Annotated in this window: 11 protein-coding genes; 4 read left to right on the top strand and 7 right to left on the bottom strand. The window is 69.5% G+C overall.

What is annotated here, in order from left to right:
- Positions 1-135: 135 nt before the first annotated feature.
- Entirely contained in the window at positions 136-3,423 is a 3,288-nt protein-coding gene (locus tag AB0H21_RS36520) for a BTAD domain-containing putative transcriptional regulator (RefSeq protein ID WP_358525999.1), read from the bottom strand.
- Positions 3,424-3,680: 257 nt separating this feature from the next.
- Between AB0H21_RS36520 and AB0H21_RS36525 the strand changes: the two genes are divergently transcribed.
- Positions 3,681-9,932, top strand: a complete 6,252-nt coding sequence (locus AB0H21_RS36525; protein ID WP_358526001.1) for an Ig-like domain-containing protein — start codon at positions 3,681-3,683, stop codon at positions 9,930-9,932.
- Between the two features lie 171 nt (positions 9,933-10,103).
- Here AB0H21_RS36525 and pflA read toward each other — a convergent pair whose 3' ends face one another.
- The 3 genes from pflA to AB0H21_RS36540 form a co-directional block, all read right to left on the bottom strand.
- Positions 10,104-10,862, bottom strand: coding sequence for a pyruvate formate-lyase-activating protein (pflA, locus tag AB0H21_RS36530; RefSeq protein ID WP_358526002.1), 759 nt, complete (start codon positions 10,860-10,862; stop codon positions 10,104-10,106).
- 11 nt (positions 10,863-10,873) lie between these two features.
- On the bottom strand, positions 10,874-13,135 hold the full coding sequence (pflB, locus tag AB0H21_RS36535; protein WP_358526004.1) for a formate C-acetyltransferase: 2,262 nt from the start codon (positions 13,133-13,135) through the stop codon (positions 10,874-10,876).
- A 190-nt stretch (positions 13,136-13,325) separates the two neighbouring features.
- Positions 13,326-15,869, bottom strand: a complete 2,544-nt coding sequence (locus AB0H21_RS36540; RefSeq protein ID WP_358526005.1) for a cation-transporting P-type ATPase — start codon at positions 15,867-15,869, stop codon at positions 13,326-13,328.
- Between the two features lie 302 nt (positions 15,870-16,171).
- Here AB0H21_RS36540 and AB0H21_RS36545 point away from each other — a divergent pair, with 302 nt between their 5' ends.
- Together AB0H21_RS36545 and mgtA are read left to right on the top strand one after the other, a co-directional pair.
- Positions 16,172-17,182: a hypothetical protein gene (locus tag AB0H21_RS36545; RefSeq protein ID WP_358526007.1), complete on the top strand. Its 1,011-nt coding sequence runs from the start codon at positions 16,172-16,174 to the stop codon at positions 17,180-17,182.
- Between the two features lie 23 nt (positions 17,183-17,205).
- Positions 17,206-19,899, top strand: a complete 2,694-nt coding sequence (mgtA, locus tag AB0H21_RS36550; protein ID WP_358526009.1) for a magnesium-translocating P-type ATPase — start codon at positions 17,206-17,208, stop codon at positions 19,897-19,899.
- Positions 19,900-20,006: 107 nt separating this feature from the next.
- On the opposite strand, the gene AB0H21_RS36555 is transcribed toward mgtA, so the two are convergent.
- The 3 genes from AB0H21_RS36555 to AB0H21_RS36565 all read right to left on the bottom strand — a co-directional run bounded on the left by AB0H21_RS36555 (position 20,007) and on the right by AB0H21_RS36565 (position 21,839).
- Positions 20,007-20,141, bottom strand: a complete 135-nt coding sequence (locus AB0H21_RS36555) for a hypothetical protein (RefSeq protein WP_358526011.1) — start codon at positions 20,139-20,141, stop codon at positions 20,007-20,009.
- Positions 20,142-20,347: 206 nt separating this feature from the next.
- Positions 20,348-21,385 (bottom strand): zinc-dependent alcohol dehydrogenase family protein, encoded by a 1,038-nt coding sequence (locus tag AB0H21_RS36560; RefSeq protein WP_358526013.1) that lies wholly within the window; start codon positions 21,383-21,385, stop codon positions 20,348-20,350.
- A gap of 307 nt (positions 21,386-21,692) precedes the next feature.
- Positions 21,693-21,839, bottom strand: coding sequence for a hypothetical protein (locus tag AB0H21_RS36565; protein WP_358526014.1), 147 nt, complete (start codon positions 21,837-21,839; stop codon positions 21,693-21,695).
- A gap of 50 nt (positions 21,840-21,889) precedes the next feature.
- Here AB0H21_RS36565 and AB0H21_RS36570 point away from each other — a divergent pair, with 50 nt between their 5' ends.
- Positions 21,890-22,021: a hypothetical protein gene (locus tag AB0H21_RS36570; protein ID WP_358526016.1), complete on the top strand. Its 132-nt coding sequence runs from the start codon at positions 21,890-21,892 to the stop codon at positions 22,019-22,021.
- Positions 22,022-22,042: the final 21 nt, after the last annotated feature.

The raw sequence follows: 22,042 nt of genomic DNA on the forward strand, positions 1-22,042 counted from the left end.
AACACCGTGACTCGGCTCGCTAAACGCCTACCTGGCGGCTACTTGGTGAAACGCCGGGTGGACGTTCAGGGACCTGGGGCCGGCCGCGCCCTTCTCGGGGCGGGATCGCGAGCGCTCAGAGATCCCGGCTCGTCTTCAGGATCTCACCGCGGCGAGTGCCTGGAGGGCTTGTTCTCGCCAGTGAGGCGAGCCGAGTCGCCACGCGATGTCGGAGGCCGTGGCATAGTGTGCCACGGCTCCGGCGGGGTCGCCCAGGAACTCCGCCAGCCGGCCCAGTATGAGGCCGGCGGGGCCGAGGGTCATCGCCACGGTCGGCAGGCCGATCATCTCCTCCTGCGCCGGGAGGAGGAGGCGGTAGCACTCCTCGGCCACCTCGCGGTGGCCGAGGGCCATCGCGTTTTCCGCGCGGAGTGCCAGGTTGACTCTCAGGAAGATGTCCCGCCGTGGCCAGCGGTCTGCCGGCCAGGCGGACCGGGCGTCGTCCAGGCTTCCGGCGGCGACCAGCGCGCTGACGTAGAACTCGTCCATCGCCCCCGGCGCGCGGTCGCGGACGGCGGCGTACTCGGCCACCAACTCGTGGGCACGGCCGCACAGCCGGCGTACTGCCAGTTTGGACATGCTCGCGAAGATGGCGGAGGCCGGCCCTCCGGCCTCTCCCATCCGGTCGCCGAGGACGGCGTAGGCGGCCTCGGTCTGCTCGAACTCGCCCTTCAGCAGGAGGTGGAGGGCGTCGAGGTACGCGATGGCGACCAGGGCGGTCCCGAGTTGGCCGCTTGTGGAGTACTCGACTGTTTGTGCGGCATGCCGCTGGGCCCTGGCCCAGTCGTTGCGTGCGAGCGCGACATTACACAGGGCGTAGTGTCCGAGTGTCTGGTAGCCGAGCAGGCCGCCCCGGGCGGAGACCTCCAGCAGCTCGTGCCCGAGGGCTTCCAGCTCGTCCTGGTGGCCGGGCACGAACTCGACCCAGTAGCGCGCGTTGAGCGCCAGACACAGCAGCCGGGGGTCGCCGAGGCCGCGGGCGATCTCGACGGCCTCGGCGCTCGCGCCTTCCGTGACGTCGTCGTCATGGCCCACCAACTCCTGGGCCAGCGCGGCGAGCAGCCGGCACCGCAGCTCGCCCGTCGCGGCGGGCAGGCAGCCCCGGATGGACTCCACGAGGTCGACGTCGAACACGAAGTCGGACTGCGAGATCCAGATCACGGGCGCGTCATTGGCCACCGCCGCGCGGGCGATCGCGGCGGGGTCACCGATCCGCCGGGCGATCTCCAGCGCCCGGCGGCGGCCGGCCGCCGCCCGCACGAGGTCGCCCGCGTTCGCCTGCGCGGAGACCAGACGGCACAGCAGGTCGAGCCTGGTGTGGTCCGCGGGTTCCGTTCCGAGGTCGAGGGCTTCCAGGGCGCTCTTCAGCAGGGTCGCCGCTTCCTTGTGAGCGTAGACGGTGGAGGCCTGGGCCGCGGCTTGTCGTGCGTACCGCGCGGCCTCGCGCGCCGTGGCGGGCGTGGCGGCGGCGAGTGCGTGGTAGCCCAGCGCGCCGTGGTCTCCCGGTCGTAGGCTCTCCAGCGCGGCGAGGACCTTCGCGTGCAGTCTCGTACGGCGAAGCCGGGGGGTCTCCTCGTAAAGGGCCTCGCGGACCAGGACGTGCGTGAAGCGGATCCTGCCGGGGCTCGGTTCGGTGAGCAGCCCGGCGAGCACGCCCGCCTCCAGGCCGTCGAGCACGGTCTCCTCATCGGCGTCCTGGATGGCGATCAGCACATCGGCGTCGGCGTCCCTGCCCATGACGGCGGCGTTGCGCAGGGTCGTCTGAGCCGTCGCCGGGAGGCGTGCGATCCGCCTGCGGATGAGATCACGGACCCCGGGCGGCAGCGAATGAGCCGCCGACGTCCCCTCGGTCGCGAGCAGCCGGGCGATCTCGGTCACGAACAGCGGATTGCCCCCGGTCCGTTCGGTGACCGTACGGACGGTGTGGGGGTCCGCCTCCATGCCGGACCGTTCCAGGAGCAGGCGGCGGACATCGTCCTCGCCGAGACCCCGCAGGGTCACGTTCTCCGCCGCCTGGACGGCGAGGGCGGCCCCGGCCGCCGTCAGGTGGTCGCCTGCCTCGGAGGGCCGGTGCGTCAGGACCACCAGGACCGGGATGTCGGCCAGCTTGGCAGCCAGGTGACGCAACAGCTGGAGGGTCGCGTCATCGGCACGGTGCACATCTTCCAGCACGACCAGCAGCGGCCCCGGCACGTTCTCCAGGTAGTCCCCCACGGCCTGAGCCAGCCAGAACTCGCCGACCTGAGGAGAGTCCTGCCTCAACAGGGGCGCCAGCCGTGCCTCGATCTCGGCGTCTGGGGGATGGACGGCGAACAGGCCGCGGAGGACCTCGCTCCACGCCCACGCGGGCGGCACCCCGCCGAGTGTTTCCGGGCACCGGCCGACCGTGACCTGCCAGCCCTGCTCGCTGAGATGCCGCAGCAGGGCGTCGGCCAGCGTGCTCTTGCCCGCTCCGGGATCTCCGCCGAGCCATGCCACCCGGAACCCGCGCTTGGCCTGCTCGGCGGCGGACACCAGGCGGGCGAGCTCGGTCGTACGGCCGATCATCTGGGGCGGCGCGGCCGGTGACGCCGCCGGTGGCGCGGCGGGACGGGCAGGAACAGAGGCGACCTTGGGTACCTCAAGGGCGTCGCTGTGGGTGAGGATGTCGGCCTCGAGAGCTCTTAGAGCGGGTCCTGGGTCCACGCCCAGCTCTTCGGCGAGTGTGGCCCGGGTCCTGCGCAGCGACGCCAGGGCCTCGGCCTGGCGCGCTGAGCGGTAATAGGCGAGGGCGAGGAGCCGCACCGCGTTTTCGCGCAGCGGGTGGGCGGCGACGTGGCGCTCCAGTTCGGGCACGATCTCCGCATGACGGCCGAGGGCGAGTCCCGCTTCCGCCCGGTACTCGACGGCCATGATCTTCAGCTCTTCCAGCCGTGACGCCTCGGGAGCCGCCCAGTCCTCGCCGGCGAGCTCGGCGAAGGCGGGGCCTCCCCACAGCGACAGGGCGTCGTCGATCAGGTGCAGCGCCTTGACCGGCTCTCCCTCGTTGAGAAGGGCCACCGCGGCGTCCATGAGCTTGGGGAACCGCCAGGCGTCGACGGCGTCGGCATCGAGCCGCAGCAGGTATCCGGGCGGGGCGCTCACCAAGACGGTGGCCGGGGTCCGCGGTGCCCGGCCCGGCTCCAGGACGCGGCGAAGGTTCGAGATGTAGACCTGGAGTGCGGCAAGAGCTCTTGGCGGGGGCTGGCCCTGCCACAGATCGTCGATGAACCGGTCCGTGGAGACCACGTGCCCACCGGCGCAGACCAGTCTGGCGATCACCGCTCGCTGGAGCGGCGGGCCCAGGTCGACTGGACGCCCTTCGACTTCTGCCCGGAACTGCCCAAGAACCCGCAAACGTACCATTTCCAGAGAAGCATAGAGTTCGCGCTCCTCATCCGCATATAGGGCGTGCGTAATCCCGTGAACCTGCGTGTGGGTGCACTAGGTCACGGCGCCAAGTGGAGGCCAAGAGTCTGCTTAGGGCGCGATGCCAGCATCGGCGCGATCTGCAATCGAGGAGGGATCGTATGCCCCTATCGCGCCTGCCAGGCTTACTGGCTCGTCTCCGTACCCGGAATACCGGCGAACAGACCGGTCCGCCGCTACGGCGGCGGCGCCCCGTGCTGCTCACGCTGGTGCTGACTCTCGGGCTGTGCGCGCCGCTTGCCGTGGTGGCGACGCCCAAGCCCGTATCGGCTGTGGCGGGGGAACCCAAGTCCGCCGTGACCGACCTCACCGGCGGCTACGGGATGACCGGCTACCGACTGTTGAACATCTTCGCCGGTGACGGCGAGTTCAAAACCCTGGAAGGGATCAGCGACAAAGGCGAGGTCGTGGGCACGATGCTCGACCCGGCCAGCGGCCCTGCCCCGGTACCCTTCGCCTGGGCGCCGGGATCGCCCATGGAATTGATGCCGCTGAACGATCCGGACCTGAGGCACTGGCCGACCGGTGTCGCCGGGAACGGCACGGTCTACGGCCGCACCGGTGACGGTAGTGACGACCGCGGCTATGTCTACCGCGCCCGGCCGGGCGAAGGTTCCGCGTATGGCGCCCCCGAGGTCGTGGCGACCCCCTCGCGTCTGGTCATCGCGGCGAACAGTCGGGGCCAGATGCTCGTCGAGGATGCCCGTGGGTTCGGGATCCTCGCCGAGGACGGCAGTCTCAACCTCTTCCCACGCGAGATGTGGGCGTTGGACATGAACGAGTCCGGCACGGCGGCCGGGTTCTTCTTCAAGCAAAAGCCTGACGGTACGTCGGAAGACGAGCCGGCCATCTGGCAGGGCGGTTCGATACAGCGTCTCGGCTTCCCGCCGGGCTACTCGGCGGCGCATGCCACAGAGATCAATAACGCCGGCGATGTCCTGGTGCGAGCGAATGGCGCAGCGGGAAAAACCGACTTTTTCATTCGCAGCAAGGCCGGCGCCTGGACGAAGCTTGACGCTCCGAAGGGTACCCCTGAGGGGGCGGAAGTGGCCTGGTACGACCTGAACGACCGGGGCGAGGCCGTCGGGGTTATTCGCGCCGATCGCGTGAACAGCGCGGTGCTGTGGAGCAATGGCCGCGCGCTCGCGCTGAACAGCCTGCTCAACCCCGGTAGGGGCCTGCGACTCGACGCCGCGGAGCTCATCAATAAGAACGGCGTCATCGTCGGCCGTGGCATGAATGGCGTCGCGCCCATCATCTGGGTGGCGATACCGGTTGATCCCGTGGTGTTCGTGCACGGCGCCGCGGCCAGTCGGTTGTCGGTGTACAAAAACGGCGAGCCCACCCAGGAACTGTGGCTGGGGTGCCATCTCCCTCCCCGCAGCAGTGTGGACCGTAACCTGCTCAGCCTCTACAAGGAAGACATCCAGAATGGGGACGTGCCGCACGATATCCGGGCGGTCGACGCGCTGCAGCATGAGCATTGCGACGTGGCAAACGATACTATTGCCCCTAATCTGAATATTTACGGTGACTTGCTCGATAGATTGAGGGGCTCCGAGACTTACCGTGAGTACCAGGTCGACGGGCACACCGACCGCCGCACGACGGCCGGATGCGACATGGCGCAATCCGATCGGATGCCCAACCTGTTCATCTACGCCTACGACTGGCGCCAGAGCAATGTGGACAGTGCCAGGGGTCTGGCGGACTACATCGGCTGTGTGCGGAAGCTCTGGCCCACCCGCAAGGTGGACATCCTGACGCACTCGATGGGCGGCATCGTCACCCGGAGGTACATCCTTGACGACCCGTCCGCGAGCAACATCGACCGGGTGGTGACCATCGGTGCGCCGTGGCTGGGCGCGCCGAAGCTGGTGAACGTGCTGATGACCGGTGACTTCATCGATAGTTCGATCGTGAACGGCCCGAACGACGTCATCAAGCGGGTGGCGGGTAGTTTCCCGGCCGCTCACCAGCTGATGGCCAGCCGGATCTATGGGGACGCCGCGAGCGTGCCAGTGGTGCGGGAGAACGGCTGGGATCTCAACGAGAAGAACGGCGACCACGAGACCTACGACTACGACGAGGTGAAGGCCCTGACGAACGCCAGGTTCGTGGGGACGCATCCCGGTGACACCGCGGACGAATTCCAGTCGCGGGCCGGCCAGGTCGACTGGCGAGGGGATACCTCGGGCATCAAGTACACCCATGTCGCGGGGCTGCAGGCGGGCAGGAACACGATCGGCACGGTGGTGGCCAACCTTGAGGAAAAGTGCGAAGCCACGTGGCCCAAGCACTGCAAGGAGCGGAAATACATCACCCAGGACCTCGTCTGCGGTGACGGCACTGTGCCGCTGATCAGCGCCGAGCGGGCCGGTCGGGGCGTGGACTACAACGCCGAGAACGCCGAGGTGCTGCTCTTCAAGTCCAAGTCCACGTCCAAGGCGAACAACTTCCAGGTGGAACACACGGGAATGACGGGGAACAAAGCCGTCGGCGACGCGGTGCTGGCGCGGTTGTTCACCCTTGATCCGCAGGGCCCGGCCGATCACAGTGGCCTGGGCCAGGCGGGGGCCGACATGGACTCCTGCATCACGGGCGGGGGCTCGAACCCCGGGCTGGCGGCGGCCACGGCCGGGGGGCCGGGCACGGCCACTCCCGCGCCGGGCATGGGCCTGCGGTATGTGTCGGTGCTGGGTGGGACCGCGCTGACCGTCATCGACGGTCACGGGCACACCACCGACCCGCAGGGTGGCACGGCGGGATATGTCGACGACGTCACGTTGTTCGCCTCCGATCAGGACGACGCGGGTATGGCGACCATGCCTGCCGACACCGAGGAGTCCTACCGGACGCGGGTCACCGCGACCGGGATGCCGCTGCAGCTGACCCTGCTGGAGGGCACGCAGCAGCACCCGACCGCGGCGACCCGCTGGATCGACATTCCCCTCGACAAGGGCACGGTGGTCGAGCTGACCACCCGCCCGGACGGCACCGATGTGCTGCGCGCCGACGCGAACGGTGACGGAGAGCCGGAGAAGGTCATCCCCCCGACGGTCCGGCTGGCGGGCGCCGACGCGGCCGATGTCACGGCGCCGGCGGTGACGGTCGACGCGGTGGCGGCGAACGGCTCGACCAGGTACGTGGTGTCGGCGTCCGACACGGGTAGCGGGGTGTCGGCGTCCGACACGGGTAGCGGGGTGGCCGACATCGCGTGGTCCACCGACGGCAGCCTGTTCAACCGCTACGAGGCGCCGCTGTCGCTGGACCCCGCCGCGACGCCCACGCTGACCGTCTTCGCCCAGGACCGCGCGGGCAACCGTTCGGCGCCGGTCGAGGTGAAACTGGCAGACCTGAAGCCGAGCATGGTCACCACGGCCACGTTGGATCCGGCCCCGACCGGAGCCGGGTGGAGCGCGGGTGACGTGAAGGTCACGCTGAAGGCCACGGCCTCCGCGGGCGGCAGCCCGGTGGCGAAGGTGACCTACCAGGCGTCGGGGGCGCAGAGCGTCCCGGAGACGTCGGCGGTAGGCGCGCAGGCGGCGTTGACCATCACGGCGGCCGGTTCCACGACGGTCACGTTCTGGGCCACCGCCGAGGACGGAACCGTGGAGCGCAAGCGCACTGTGCAGGTCCGGGTCGACAAGGCCGACCCGACGGCGCAGGTGAAGGCCCCGGCCGACACCTCCGTGGTGCCCAAGATCGTGAAGCTGTCCGGCACCGCGGCCGACGACGCCTCCGGAGTCGCCCGGGTGCGGGTCGAGCTGCGCGACGGCAAGGGCCGCTACTGGGACGGCGACAGCTGGACGACCACCCAGACCTGGTTGCCGACGGCGGGAACGACGACCTGGGCCCGCACCACCGGCCTGCCGAGCGGCGATGAGCTGCCGCCGGGCGGGTATCGGGTGCGTACTTCGGTGAGAGACGAAGCCGGCCGCGAGGTGCCCGGGGGGACGAGCACCTTCACGGTGGCACCCGATGCCAAGCGAGTCGTCTTCGAGCTTGCCAGTGAAACCGCTCTGTCAAGGACCACCGGCGCTGTCGCCCTGAACAACCGCGGCGTCGTCGTCGGTGGCGGCGGAACGGGTCCGGTTCGCTGGTCCGCCGGCAAGACCACGAAACTCGACCCGCCCACAGGTATGACGAGTGCCAGTGTCACCGCTGTGGACGACGACGGCTCGGCGTACGGACAGGTGGACGGCTCCCAGCGCACCTTCCCCGTGCGATGGGACCCATCCGGGACTCCCACCGTGCTGGAGTCGTTGCCCTCCCACACTCGAGCCGGCGTTATGGGAGTCAGCCGTGACGGCAGGACGGTGGTCGGCGGGAGCGACAAGCAGCCGGTCCGCTGGTCCGGTACGGCGGTGGCGGCGCTGCCGCTGTTGAGTGAGGCCACCAGCGGCGTGGCGACCGGTGCGAACACGGCCGGGGTCATCGTCGGCACCCAGTACGTCCGCGGGGACTGGTATCCCGAGCGTGCGCGGGCGGTGATCTGGTCCGGCGGTCAGGTGCGCAACCTCGGCACGTTGCGCGGTCACCGGGAGAGCACGGCGACCGCGGTCAACGACCTCGGTGTCGTGGTCGGCACCAGTGTCGTACCTCTGGCCGTGGGACAGGGCGACCGTACCTACGGCTTCGTCTATGCCGACGGGGCGATGAAGCAGCTCGACACCTACTACACCGGTGCGAAGATCACGTTGCCGAAGGCCGTGAACGACCAGGGCGCGATCGTCGGCGAGTTCACCAACAACGGCGGGACGACTCATGCCTTCCTGGCCGAGCCGGGCGAGCAGGCCGTGGACCTGAACACGCTGCTGCCTCCGGGCAGCGGCTGGGAGCTGGTGCGGGCCAACGACATCAACGAGTACGGGCAGATCACCGGGGTCGGTAAGCACAACGGCGAGTCGCGTGGCTTCCTCATGACCGTCAAGCACGCTCCGCTGGCCCAGGACGTGGCGGCGGCCACGACCAGAGGGCACGCGGTGGATGTGGCGCTGGACGCGTTCGACCCCGATGTCCTCGACACCCTCACCCTGCGGGTGCTCGACGGGGCGGGGCAGGGCCCGGCCCACGGCACGGTCTCGGCCGTGAAGGACGGGCACGTGACCTACACCCCGGCCGCCGGCTTCACCGGAACCGACACCTTCAGCTACGTCGCCGACGACGGTGACCTGGTGTCCGCACCGGCTGTCGTCACGGTGAAGGTCGACCCCGGGGCCAACCAGGCCCCGACGGCGCACGACGTGACGGCGACCACTCCGGAGTCCACCCCGGTCAAGGTGACCCTCAAGGCCGAGGACGCCGACGGAGACGCGCTGACCTACCGCGTCGTCCAAGCCCCCGCCCACGGCACCGTGTCGGGGACCGGTCCGGACCTGACCTACACGCCCGAGAAGGGCTGGTCGGGAACGGACACCTTCACCTGGACCGCATCCGACGGCAAGGAGGAGGCCGCCCCGGCCACGGCCGCCATCACCGTGACCCCGGCGAACCACCCGCCGTCGGTGTCGATCAAGGCACCGGGAAGCGTGGACGAGGGGGCGACGGTGGAGCTGACGGCCCTGGCGACCGACCCGGACGGCGACAAGCTCACCTGGAAGTGGAGCAGCGATGTCGGCACGCTGTCGGGCGACGGCGACACCGTGAAGCTCACGGTCAGCGATGGCCCGGCCGACGCGCACATCACCGTGGAGGTCAGCGACGGCCGGGAGAAGGCCACCGGCACCGCCACAGTGCACGTGAACAACGTCGCCCCCAAGGTGGGTGAGGTCTCGACACCGCTGGCCCCGCAGGCCGTCGGTACGGAGATCGAGCTGTCGGTCAAGTTCACCGATCCGGGCGATGACACGCACACCTGCTCGGTCAACTGGAACGACGGCAGCACCTCGCCCGGAACCGTGGCCGACGCCACGTGCAGGGCGAAGCACACCTACGCCAAGGCGGGCATCTACCACCCGGCCGTCACCGTCACCGACGACGACGGCGCCTCGGGCACCGCGACCGCACAGGCCGTGGTGGTCTACGACCCGAGCGCCGGGTTCGTCACCGGCGGCGGCTGGATCAACTCGCCCGCAGGCGCCTACAAGGCGGACCCCGCACTGACCGGGAAGGCGAACTTCGGGTTCGTCTCCAAGTACAAGGAGGGTGCCACCACGCCCACCGGCAACACCGAGTTCCAGTTCCACGCCGGGAAGCTGAACTTCAAGGCGACGGCCTTCGAGTGGATGGTGGTGTCGGGAACGCGGGTCCAGTACAAGGGCTCGGGGACGATCAACGGCAGCGGTGAGTACACGTTCGAACTCACGGCCGTCGACGACGGCAAGGGCGACCGGTTCCTGATCAAGATCTGGGACAAGAGCGGCAACGTCGTCTACGACAACCAGATTGGAGAAGAAGGCACCGCCCTCGGTGGCGGCAACATCGTCATCCACACCGGCCACTAGCAGAGGCCATTCCCAAAGAACCTGGGCCCGCCCTGATGGGTGGGCCCAGGTGTCGTACCGATCGCCACGCGCGGCACCGCCGGGTTCCTCCGCACGCTGGTGACGGAGCCCGTGAGCCTGGTCATGGAGCGCACGATGCCGCTCGGCGTCAGGCGGCGTGCCGGACGGCTGTCAAAGGCTGACGACTCCGTGCGCGCGGAACCGGGCGTGGACCTGGTCGAGTAGTTCCGGCCCTGGCGGGTCGACGTGGGCGAGGGGGAAGGTCAGGCCCAGGCGCCGGTACTTGCCGGCCGCCATGCGGTGGAAGGGCAGGACGTCGACGTGTTCCACGTTGCCGAGCCCGGCGACGAAGCGGGCGATGCCGTCGACGTTCTCCGGGTCGTCGGTGACGCCGGGGACCAGGACGAAACGAACCCAGGTCGGGCGGCCGAGGGCGGCCAGGCGGCGGGCGAAGCGCAGGGTCGGCTCCAGCTCGCCGCCGGTCAGCGCGCGGTAGGTCGCGGGGTCGGAGGATTTGATGTCCAGCAGGACCAGGTCGGTGTCGGCGAGCATCGCGTCGGTCGCGCGGTCGCCGAGGAAGCCGGAGGTGTCCAGCGCGGTGTGCAGGCCGTCGTCGCGGCAGCGGCGCAGGAGTTCGGCCGTGAAGCCGGGCTGGAGCAGCGGCTCGCCGCCGCTGATCGTGACGCCGCCGCCCGCCACGGTGATGAACCTGCGATATCTCTCCACCTCGGCCATGACCTCGTCGGCCGTCACCCGGCGGCCGTCGCGCATCCGCCAGGTCTCGGGATTCTGGCAGTACAGGCAGCGCAACGGGCAGCCGCACGTGAAGACCACGAACCGGGTTCCCGGACCGTCGACGCCGACCGAGATGTCCCAGGAACTGATGACGCCACCCGGAGGGGACGTGTCCGCCCCCTCCGGCCGCGTCACCTCCCCGGTGTTCACAGCGACCCGTGGAAGGTGCGGTTCACGACATCCTGTTGCTGCTCGCGGGTCAGGCGGACGAAGTTCACGGCGTATCCCGATACGCGGATGGTGAGCTGCGGGTAGCGGTCGGGGTGCTCCATCGCGTCCAGCAGCACCGCCCGCGTGAGCACGTTGACGTTCATGTGGAACCCGCCCGCGTCGATGTAGCCGTCCAGCACTCCGACCAGGTTGGTCACCCGATCGTCGGGGGTGCGGCCCAGCCCTTCCGGTGTGACGGTGTTGGTCAGCGAGATGCCGTCCCGCGCCTCCTCGTACGGCAGCTTCGCCACCGACAGCGCGGAGGCGACCATGCCGTGCCGGTCGCGGCCGTTCATCGGGTTGGCCCCGGGGGCGAACGGCTCGCCGGAGCGGCGGCCGTCAGGGGTGTTGCCCGTGTGCCGGCCGTACACGACGTTGGAGGTGATCGTCAGCACGGACTGGGTGTGCTCGGCGTCCCGGTAGGCGGGGTGCCGGCGGATCTTGGTCATGAACGCGCGGACCAGGCCGACGGCGATGTCGTCGGCGCGGTCGTCGTTGTTGCCGAAGGCCGGGTAGTCGCCCTCGACCTCGTAGTCGACCGCCAGGCCGCTCGCGTCCCGGACGACCTTGACTTGGGCGTGCTTGATCGCCGAGAGGCTGTCGGCGGCCACCGAGAGCCCGGCGATGCCGCAGGCGAGCGTCCGCTTGACCGGGTAGTCGTGCAGGGCCATCTCGACGCGTTCGTAGGCGTACTTGTCGTGCATGTAGTGGATGACGTTGAGCGCGTTCACGTACGTGGCCGCCAGCCAGTCCATCATCCGGTCGAACGCGGCGGCGACCGCGTCGTAGTCCAGATACTCGCCGCTCAGGGGAGGATACGCCGGCCCGACCTGCTCGCCGGTCATCTCGTCGCGACCGCCGTTGATCGCGTACAGCAGGGTCTTGGCCAGATTGACGCGGGCCCCGAAGAACTGCATCTGCCTGCCGACGGGGGCCGCCGACACGCAGCAGGCGATCGCGGTGTCGTCGCCGTGGCACGGCCGCATCAGCTCGTCGCTCTCGTACTGGATCGCGCTGGTCTCGATGGACAGCCGTGCGCAGAACCGTTTGAACGGCTCGGGAAGCCGGCGCGACCAGAACACGGTGAGGTTGGGCTCCGGGGCGGGGCCGAGGTTGCGCAGCGTCTGCAGGTAGCGGAAGCTCGTGCGGGTCACCAGCGTGCGCCCGTCCTCGCCCACGCCTCCGATCGACTCGGTCACCCATGTCGGGTCGCCGGAGAAGAGCTGGTCGTACTCGGGTGTGCGCAGGAAGCGGACGGCACGCAGCTTGATCACGAGGTCGTCGACGAGTTCCTGGGCGCGTTCCTCGGTGATGAGGCGCTCGGCCAGGTCGCGCTCGATGTAGACGTCCAGGAAGGTCGAGGTCCGGCCGAGCGACATGGCGGCGCCGTTCTGCTCCTTCACCGCGGCCAGGTAGGCCAGGTAGAGCCATTGGACCGCCTCGTGCGCCGTGGTGGCCGGCCGGGAGATGTCGCATCCGTATGAGGCGGCCATCTCGACCAGCTCGCCCAGCGCGCGCAACTGCTCGGCCAGTTCCTCCCGATCGCGGATCACCGCGTCGGTGGAGAACGTCGCGTCGAGGCTGTGCAGTTCTTTCTGCTTGGCCTCGATCAGCCGGTCCACGCCGTACAGGGGGACCCGGCGGTAGTCGCCGATGATCCTGCCCCGGCCGTAGGCGTCCGGCAGTCCGGTGATGACCCCCGAACGACGGGCGGCCCGGATTTCCGGAGTGTAGGCGTCGAACACACCGTCATTGTGGGTCTTGCGGTACTTGGTGAAGATCTCCCGCACCCGGGGGTCGAGCGTGCGGCCATACGCGGCCAGCCCGTTCTCGACCATCCGCAGGCCGCCCGCCGGCATGATCGCTCGCTTCAGCGGTGCGTCCGTCTGCAGGCCCACGATCAGCTCGTGGGTCCGCTCGATGTATCCAGGACGGTGGGCGGTGATGGACGACGGGGTCGTCGCGTCGACGTCGTGAACGCCGCGCCGCCGCTCCTCGGGCAGCATCCCGGCGAGTTTCTCCCAGACCAGCCGCGTCCGGTCCGTCGGGCCGGCCAGGAATGATTCATCACCCTCGTACGGTGTGTAGTTGTCCTGGATGAACGCGCGCACGTCGATGGCCGCGCGCCACGCCGTCCCCTGGAACCCGCGCCAGGCCTCATGCCCTGCCGTCCGCGTCCGGTCCGCTGTGACCGTCATCGGGAACCCCCTCGTGTCGGCGTCTCGCTCCAAATCTCGTCCACCACCGCCCGGACGGCATCGATCGGAGGTCCTCGGCCAGGGGTCCGAAAGTCCCGGCGGCGAAGGGACTTCGGGACCGGCGGCATCGACGTGGGCATGCCCAGATGATCCTCAGGCCGGGACACCATGCATGAGGTCACGTCCATGGTCACCGGCTGCCCGAACCGGGTGGTGGTGTCGGGTGCAGAATCCGGTCGAGGCGTACAGCGGCATAGCCGAGGGTCGAGAGTGCGATGACGATCAGCAGGTCGCCTGCGCTCAGCGGCCGGGTGCCGAGGAGTTCTTGGAACGGAGGAAGGTAGAGCCCTGCCAGTTGCAGGGTGAGGGCGCCGGCGACGGCGAGGAGCAGCATCGGGTTGGCCAGCGAGCGCTGCCGGGTGCGCGACCCGATCGCCACGCCGAGTTGGGTGGCGCCGAGGGCGAAGAAGGCCATGCTCTGCCATGGGCGTCCGGTGTGGTGCGCCCAGATGGCGACGCCGAGGGTGACGGCGGTGAGGACGACACCGATCCGGATCACGCGCTGCCACAGCCCGGCCCCAAGGATGCTTTGGGTGGTGGGCCGAGGCGGCCCGGTCATGGAGCCGGGTGCGGCGGGTTCGCCGCCCAGGGCCACGCCCGGTAGTCCGTGGGTGAGCAGATTGATCCACAGGATCTGGGCGGGCAGCAGCGGGAGGGCTAGACCGGCGAACGGGCCCAGCAGCATGACGGCGATCTCGGCCGCTCCGCCGGACAGCGCATAGATGAGGAACCGGCGGGTGTTCGCGTAGATCCGGCGGCCCTCCTCGACGGCCGCGACCACGGTGCCCAGGTCGTCGTCGGCCAGGACCAGATCGGCCGCCTGACGGGCGACCTCCGTACCGCGCTCGCCCATCGCCACGCCGATGTCGGCGCGTCGCAGTGCGGGCCCGTCGTTGACGCCGTCTCCGGTCATCGCGAGGATGTCGCCGCGCTCCCGCATGCCCTGGACGATGTCGAGTTTCTGCTCCGGTGTCGCTCGGGCGTAGACGTTCGCCCCCTCTTGGCCTGGTTCGCGGGAGTCGCGGCAGTCGACGACCTGGCCGCCGGGTTCGATGACGCCGAGGTCGGTGGCGATGGCGCGGGCGGTCCCAGGGTGGTCTCCGGTGATCAGAACCGGTCGGATACCCGCGCGTTTGCAGGCGGCGATGGCGTCGGCCGCCGCGGGGCGCGGCGGATCCAGGATCGCGATCAGCCCGAGCAGTCTCAGCCCGGTCTCCTCGACGGTTTCCGGAATGACGTCCAGATCGGTGCCGGCGACGGCGATGACCCGGAAGCCCGCCTCAGCGAGTCGGGCGGCGCGTTCGGACGCGCCGGCCAGGAGCGCCGGGTCGTCGGCCGGCACCGGTCGCCGGAGCAACACGTCGGGCGCTCCCTTGCAGATCACCCGGGCACGGCCATCGGGTAGCCGGTGCACGGTCGTCATGCGCTTGCGGCCGCTCTCGAAGGGGCGCTCGGCGATTCTGGGGAACCGCTGTTGAAGCTCTGACCGGTCCAGGCCCCGCTTGGCCGCGGCGGCGAGCATGGCCGCCTCGGTAGGATCGCCCAACGCCGTCCAGTGTCCGCTGGAGTCCTGAGACAGCCGTGCGTTGTTGCACAGCGCCGCCGCGATCAGCAGGTCGGTGAGCTCGTCCGTCTCCGAAGCCGGCTCGTCTTCGACGATCTCACCCTCAGGGCTGTAGCCGGAGCCGGTGACCTTGGCTTCGCCGGTGGGGGTCCACAGCAGCCGGACGACCATCCGGCCCTCGGTCAAAGTGCCGGTCTTGTCGGTGGCCAGCACGGTGACCGATCCCAGGGTCTCCACCGCGGGCAGTCTGCGAATGAGGGCGTTGCGGGCCGCCATCCGGCGGGCTCCGAGTGCGAGACCCAAGGTCACGACCGCGGGCAGTGATTCCGGTACGGCGGCGACCACCAAGCTGATCGCGGTCACGATCATCAGCTCGACGGGTTCGCCCCGGGCCAGGCCGAGGGCCAGTACGATCACGCACAAGAGCACGGTGACACCGGCCAGCATGCGACCGACGCCCACCAGACGTCTCTGTAGCGGCGTCAGACCGGCCCCCTTGACCATCATGGAGGCCATACGCCCGGTCGCGCTCGCCGGACCCACCGCGGTGACCACCGCTCGGCCGCGTCCTCGTACCACGACGGTGCCCGAGGACACCGCCTCCTCGACGCTCTTGTCCACCGGCATGGATTCGCCCGTGACGGACGACTCGTCGACGAGAAGCGCCGCCGACTCCAGCACCTTGGCATCGGCCGGAACGATGTCCCCCTCGGCCAGCACCAGGAGATCACCCACAACGACGTCGGCCGCGGGAACCTGCGTCTGGGCGCCGTCACGGACCACGCGCGCCGTCGGGGCGGTGAGTTCCGACAGGGCCGTGATGGCGCGGTCCGCGCGAATCTCTTGCACCACCCCGACCGAGGTGTTCACCACGATCACCAACATGATCACGGCCATGTCGGTCCAGTCGCCCGTGGCGACGGTCAATACCGCGGCCACGAGCAGAACGAGGATCAGCGGGTCGCGAAGCTGGGCGGCCACTCGCCGCCACAACGGGACGGGCGGCTTCCTGGGCAGGAGATTCGGCCCGTCCCGTTCGCGTCTCGCGACCGCTTCCATCGACGACAGACCGGACATGACGGCGGGCGCGATGAGTTCTTCACTGGCCATTCGTCGTCTCCCCGTCGGTCTGGTCGAAGCGTGTGATGGTCTCGAAGGCCAGTCTTCACAGGCAGAGCGCCCGTCGGCAGTGACGAAGGTCCCGTCCGGCGAGTGCTGAAGGGCGGCGGATGATCTGACGCCCGTGCTCACCGCCGTGCGGGCCGGGAGCGGGGTGAACGCGGCCGGCGATGAGCCCCCGGCATCGCGAGGGCCGGCCCGGCAACGGATGTCCCGGTGGATGCGGGACTTTCGGCTCTGTCGTCCACCGGACGCCGACAAGAACCTCAGAAGGTCGATGAAAGAGGTACGTCATGGCTTTCCCCATTGATACCGACCTCGGGATCCGTTGGCTGCTCGCCGCGGCGGGCCAGGCGCCCTCGGTCCACAACACCCAACCGTGGCGCTTCCGGATCGCGGGAAAGTCCATCGAGTTGCTCGCGGATCCGGACCGGCGGCTCAGACGGGCCGACCCGCGTGGCCGGTCCCTGCGGGTGAGCTGCGGTGCCGCGCTGTTCAACCTGCGCCTCGCCATCCGGGTGGCCGGGTTCCAGCCCCTGACGTGGCTGCTGCCCGATCCGCGGGCCGATCCACAGTTGCTGGCGATCGTCCACACGCCCGCCTTCGGGCAGCCCTCCTCGACCGAGCAGGAGCTGTTCGCCAACATCGGCACACGGCGCACCAACCGTGAGCCGTTCGACGAGAGGCGGGTGCCCCCATGGGTGCTGGCGGACCTGCGTATCGCGGCGTCCAGAGAGGGCGCCAACCTGGTCCCGCTGGGAGGGTTCGGCTCGACGGACCTGCTGGACTATGTCGCGATGGCCGAGGAGGAGCTGGGCCGGGATCACGACTATCTGGCTGAACTGCGGGCGTGGACGATGACGGGAACACACTCCGATGGCATGCCCTCCTACGTCCTTGGCCCACGCCTCGCCGGCGACCCTGCCGTGGTGCGAGACTTCGGCACCCACCCGGACCGGCCTGCCGCGCGTTTCGAGCACCATCCGCAGATCGCGGTGCTGACCACCCCCGGTGACCGCCCCGCCGACTGGCTTCGCGCCGGGCAGGCCCTGCAGAGGGTGCTGCTCCTGGCGAGCGCGCACGGTGTGTCGGCTTCGTTCCTCAACCAGCCACTGGACCTGCGGGACATGCGCCACCGCACCGATCCCCGCCACCGCCGCGGCCACGCACAAATGATCATCAGGCTGGGGTACGGCCCGTCCGTACCCCGTGCCCCGCGTCGTCCTCCCGCCGAACTGCTGACCGGGCCTGCCACGAGACGGCCGAGCGGTCGTCCCCGGCACGAGAGGAACCGGTCACTGTGACCCGCCGCTCTGGAGATGTGACGATGCGCGTCGCCACGACGACCGCAGCCGACCACGCCGCGAAGACGGTGGACCTCGGCATCGCCGCGAGCACCGAGATCGACCGGCTGCTCACCCTCCTGGACACGACGGGCGACGGGCTGACCGGCGCCCAGGCTCGGACACGCCTGACCGTCGCGGGCCCGAACGCCGTGCGAACCCACCGCGCGCGCGGGCTGACCGTGCTGGTCAGGCAGCTCCGCTCGCCGTTGCTGATCCTGCTGGCTCTGACGGCGGCCGCGTCCGCGATGCTCGGCGAATCCACCGACGCTCTGATCATCGCGGTGATCCTCACGGCGTCGGTGGGACTCGGCTTCTTCAATGAGTACCGCGCCGAGAAGTCGGCCGAGGCCCTGCACACCCGGATCCGGCACAGTTGCCTGACCTGGCGCGACGGCCACCCCAAGGCCGTGGACGTGACCGAGATCGTCCCCGGTGACGTCGTCGAGCTCCAGCTTGGCCAGGTGGTGCCCGCCGACCTGCGGCTGTTGACGGCGACGGGACTCGAATGCGAGGAGTCGGCTCTGACCGGCGAGTCGATGCCGGTCGCCAAGTCGCCGGAACCCGTACGGGCGGGTGCCGCGCTGGCCGACCTGACCTGCTGCGCGCTGATGGGCACCGTGGTGAGCGCGGGATCGGGAAAGGGGGTGGTGGTGGCCACCGGCGGTCGAGCCGAGTTCGGAAAGATCGCGCTCGGGCTGGGCCAACGGCATCCTGACACCGAGTTCCAGATGGGGCTCACCCGGTTCTCGCTGCTGCTGGTCCGGGTGGCCGCGGTACTGACCGGGACGATCTTCGTCGTCAACCTGCTGCTGCACCGTCCTGTCATCGACGCTCTGCTGTTCTCGCTGGCCATCGCCGTGGGCATCTCCCCGCAACTGCTGCCCGCCGTGGTGTCCACGAGCCTCGCCGCGGGAACCAGGCGCCTGGCCGAGCTCAAGGTTCTGGTCAAGCGCCTGATCTGCATCGAGGACCTGGGCGACATCGACGTGCTGTTCACCGACAAGACCGGCACGCTCACCGAAGGGCGCATCGGTTTCATGCGCTCTCTCGGCCCCGACGGGCACGCCGCCGACGGCCCGCTGGCGCTCGGCCTGCTCTGCAACGAGGCGATCGTCGGTAGCGGTGGCCGCGTCGCGGGGGGCAACCCGCTGGACGTCGCCCTGTGGCAGGCCCCGGGCGTGGAGACGGCGATGGCGAGCCTGACCGCTTACCGCAGGCTCGCGGTGTTGCCCTTCGACCACGAGCGAAGAGCGATGTCGGTCCTGGTAGAAGACACGAATGGGCATCGGACGCTGGTCACGAAGGGCGCGCCGGAAGCCGTGCTGGCACGCTGTGCCGGTGTACCGGCGACGGCCAGGGCCGCGCTGGCGGCCGAATTCGCCGCGGGCAATCGCGTGGTCGCCGTGGCCGGCCGGCCCTTCCCCATTGGTCCGGAACAAGTACAGCTGACGCCGGCCGACGAGCGCGACCTCGTCCTGGACGGCCTGCTGGTCTTCCTCGACCCGCCGAAGAGCACCGCCGCCGGCGCCCTGAAGCGGCTCGCGGGCTTGGGCATCTCGGTGAAGGTCCTGACCGGCGACAATCCGGTTGTGGCCGCGAAGCTGTGCACCGACATCGGCCTGGCCCCGGGACGGGTGCTGACCGGCGAGGATGTCGACGCGGCGGACGACGACCACCTTCCGGCGCTCATCGACCAGGCGACCGTGTTCGCACGCGTCAGTCCCGAGCACAAGGCGCGTATCATCCGCGCCCAGCGGCGCGGCGGGCTGGACGTCGCCTTCATGGGCGACGGAGTCAACGACGCGCTGGCCCTGCACGCCGCCGACGTGGGCGTCTCCGTCGACAGCGCGACCGATGTCGCCAAGGACGCCGCCGACGTGCTCCTGCTGGAGAAGGATCTCAACGTGCTGGCCGACGGCGTCCTGGAAGGCCGGCGAATCTTCGCCAACACGATGAAGTACGTCCTGATGGGAACGTCGAGCAACTTCGGCAACATGGTCAGCGCGGCCGGCGCCTCACTGCTGCTGGGGTTCCTGCCGATGCTGCCCGCCCAGATCCTGTTGAACAACCTGTTGTACGACACCGGACAGCTGGCCATTCCGACGGACAACGTGGATCCCGAGCAACTGGCACGCCCGTCTCGTTGGGACGTAAAGCTCATCCGGCGGTTCATGCTCTTCTTCGGCCCGCTCAGCTCGCTGTTCGACTTCGCCACTTTCGCGCTGGTACTGGGCGTCTTCCACGCCGGTCCGGAGCTCTTCCGCACGAGTTGGTTCGTCGAGTCCCTCGCGACCCAGGCGCTGGTGATCTTCGTGATCCGGACCCGGCGCACCCCGTCCTTCCACAGCAGGCCCAGCGTCCCCCTGCTGCTGGCCACTCTCGGCGTCATCGTGATCGGTGTCGTGCTGCCCTTCACTCCGGTGGCCCAGACGCTGGGCTTCCAACCACTGCCCGGAGCGTACTTCGCGGCGCTGGCGGTGATGGTGCTCCTGTACCTGGGCCTGATAGAGCTGGGCAAACGCTGGTTCTACCGCGAGGCGCCCGCCGTCGCGGCGCGTCGTCCACGCTCCACCGGCCGTCGCACCCACCGCCGAGCGGGCCCCTTCACCACTGTCGACGTGACCACCATCCAGCCGTCAAGGTCGCGCGCACGTCGTTCCGCGGCGCGGCGATGACGGCGGCGCGCAGGTCGCCGTCGGGGGCGGCCGCCATGGCCATGAGGCCGCGGCGGCTCGCCATCCCGACGACCTGGTCGTCACGGAGCGCGGTACGTAGTCGACCATCACTTCCGGGCTAGAGCGAGGTAGGCGATCGGGCCGAAGGGCTGGATGGCCAGAACCGGCCACCACAGCGCCTTGCGGCCGCGTAGCCGGTTCTGCGGGCGGCAGAACAGATCGACGGCGGCGGTCGCGGTCATCGCCATCTCCACCGGGGCGAGCGTCAAGAGGGCTGCCTGCTGCCGTGGCGTGAGATCCGCCCATCGCCTGGACCGGCGCGGACATCCACTCGTCCGACGCTCCGCGGTCCGTGGGCTGAAGGATGCTGCCTTCACGTTTCCTTCCCTTCGGATATCGCGAACAGATCTCGCGGTGGGTGGCCGGCCGAGTCTCGGCCCGCCGTTCGTCAACGGTTCAGCACGACCTTGAGCGCCCCGGTCCTCGCCGCGTCGGAGAACACCTCGTAGGCCTTCTCGAAGTCGTTCAGGGCGAAACGGTGGGTGACCATTCCGCTGACATCCAGCTGTTCCCCATCGAGCATCTTGAGCAAGGTCGGCGTGGAATAGCCGTCGACCAGCCCGGTGGTGATGGTGAGATCGCGGATCCACAGGTCTTCCAGGTGCAACGTGGCAGGCCTTCCGTGGACACCGACGTTGGCGACCCGGCCTCCCGGGCGGGTGAGGCGAGTGCAGAGTTCGAACGTCTCGGGCGTGCCGACCGCCTCGATCAGCACGTCGGCTCCGAGTCCGTCGGTCAGCGAGTGGACGACCTCCAGCGGGTCGTCCTCGGGCGTGATCGTGATGTCGGCGCCGAACCGCTTGGCCGCCTGGAGCCGGGGCTCCGCCTTGTCGATGGCGATGACCCGGGAAGGCGTGAACAGCCGGACGGTGCGGATGGCGGCCAGGCCGATCGGCCCGGCCCCGACCACCACCACGGTGTCGCCAGGGCTGACTCGGCCGTTGAGGACACCGACTTCGTATGACGTGGGCAGGATGTCGGCGAGCAGGACGGCCGCCTCGTCGGTCGCGTGGACCGGCAGCTTGTACGTGGACAGGTCGGCGAACGGAATCCGCGCGAACTCGGCCTGGACGCCGTCGATCAGGTGGCCCAGGATCCACCCGCCTCCGTTCCGGCACTGACCGTAGACACCCCTCCTGCAGTAGGCGCACATACCGCACGCGGAGATGCAGGACGCCACGACGCGGTCGCCGGGCACCAGCCCGCTGACCCCGCTGCCGATCTCGACGACGGTACCGACGGCCTCGTGGCCGAGGATCCGTCCCTGTTCGACCTCGGGGACGTCACCGGCCAAGATGTGCAGGTCCGTTCCGCAGATCGTGGCCGTGTCCACCTGGATGATGGCATCACGTGGATCGATGATCGCCGGATCGGGCACCTCGGTCCACGACCTTTGCCCGGAACCGCCGTACACCAGTGCTTTCATGTTCCCTCCTCGATGGCCTCGCGGTCTCGCCGCGGGAGTTCCACTGACACCAGCGTCCAGCGGATCGACGGCCGGACGCAGTGCTCATCGACCTGATTCCGGAGGACCAAGGCCCTCGAAGACCGCCTGGCCCTGGAAAGGCTCGGCGGGCGTCGTATGACGCGAGAGGAGATCGATGCCATGGTGACCGCGATGGAGGATCACGTTCATGTTCTGGCGGACGGCGGACCCGAACCACAAGGCTCAGGTCTACGCGGAGATCGGCCTGCGGTTGACGTACCACCCCCAGGGACGGTTGGTGGGTCGCTCACCCCACTTCAAGGACGGTCTGACCGACCGAGCGTCCGTTCTCGACCAGCGCATGCGCGTCATGCATGTCGGTCCAGGGAAGCGTGACCACGGCGGCGTCGGGAAGCCGCAACCCGGCGCGGACGTCCGCCCACAGAGCCCGCATCTGGGCCGGGTTGCCCGTGCGCACGCCGAGAAGCGCCTGGCTGTGGAGGTATGACCGGGGTATTCGGAGTCGTGGTGAACGTCAAGCTGATCAACGACCCCGCCGTGGACCAGTACGACCTGTCCAGCATGCGGGTCAAGAGGGACCTGGTGGCGGAACTCGCGCACGAGATCTCCAGTTAACTACCTACTTCGGTAGTATGT

Origin of the sequence: Sphaerisporangium sp. NPDC051011 (assembly GCF_040653595.1) — a bacterium.
Taxonomy (GTDB): Bacteria; Actinomycetota; Actinomycetes; order Streptosporangiales; family Streptosporangiaceae; genus Sphaerisporangium.

Coding starts and splice junctions, on each gene's coding strand:
- AB0H21_RS36520 (WP_358525999.1), bottom strand. CDS start 3,423: ATGGTACGTTTGCGGGTTCTTGGGCAGTTCCGGGCAGAAGTCGAAGGG.
- pflB (WP_358526004.1), bottom strand. CDS start 13,135: ATGACGGTCACAGCGGACCGGACGCGGACGGCAGGGCATGAGGCCTGG.
- AB0H21_RS36540 (WP_358526005.1), bottom strand. CDS start 15,869: ATGGCCAGTGAAGAACTCATCGCGCCCGCCGTCATGTCCGGTCTGTCG.
- AB0H21_RS36545 (WP_358526007.1), top strand. CDS start 16,172: ATGGCTTTCCCCATTGATACCGACCTCGGGATCCGTTGGCTGCTCGCC.
- mgtA (WP_358526009.1), top strand. CDS start 17,206: ATGCGCGTCGCCACGACGACCGCAGCCGACCACGCCGCGAAGACGGTG.
- AB0H21_RS36555 (WP_358526011.1), bottom strand. CDS start 20,141: ATGACCGCGACCGCCGCCGTCGATCTGTTCTGCCGCCCGCAGAACCGG.
- AB0H21_RS36560 (WP_358526013.1), bottom strand. CDS start 21,385: ATGAAAGCACTGGTGTACGGCGGTTCCGGGCAAAGGTCGTGGACCGAG.
- AB0H21_RS36565 (WP_358526014.1), bottom strand. CDS start 21,839: ATGCGGGCTCTGTGGGCGGACGTCCGCGCCGGGTTGCGGCTTCCCGAC.
- AB0H21_RS36570 (WP_358526016.1), top strand. CDS start 21,890: ATGACCGGGGTATTCGGAGTCGTGGTGAACGTCAAGCTGATCAACGAC.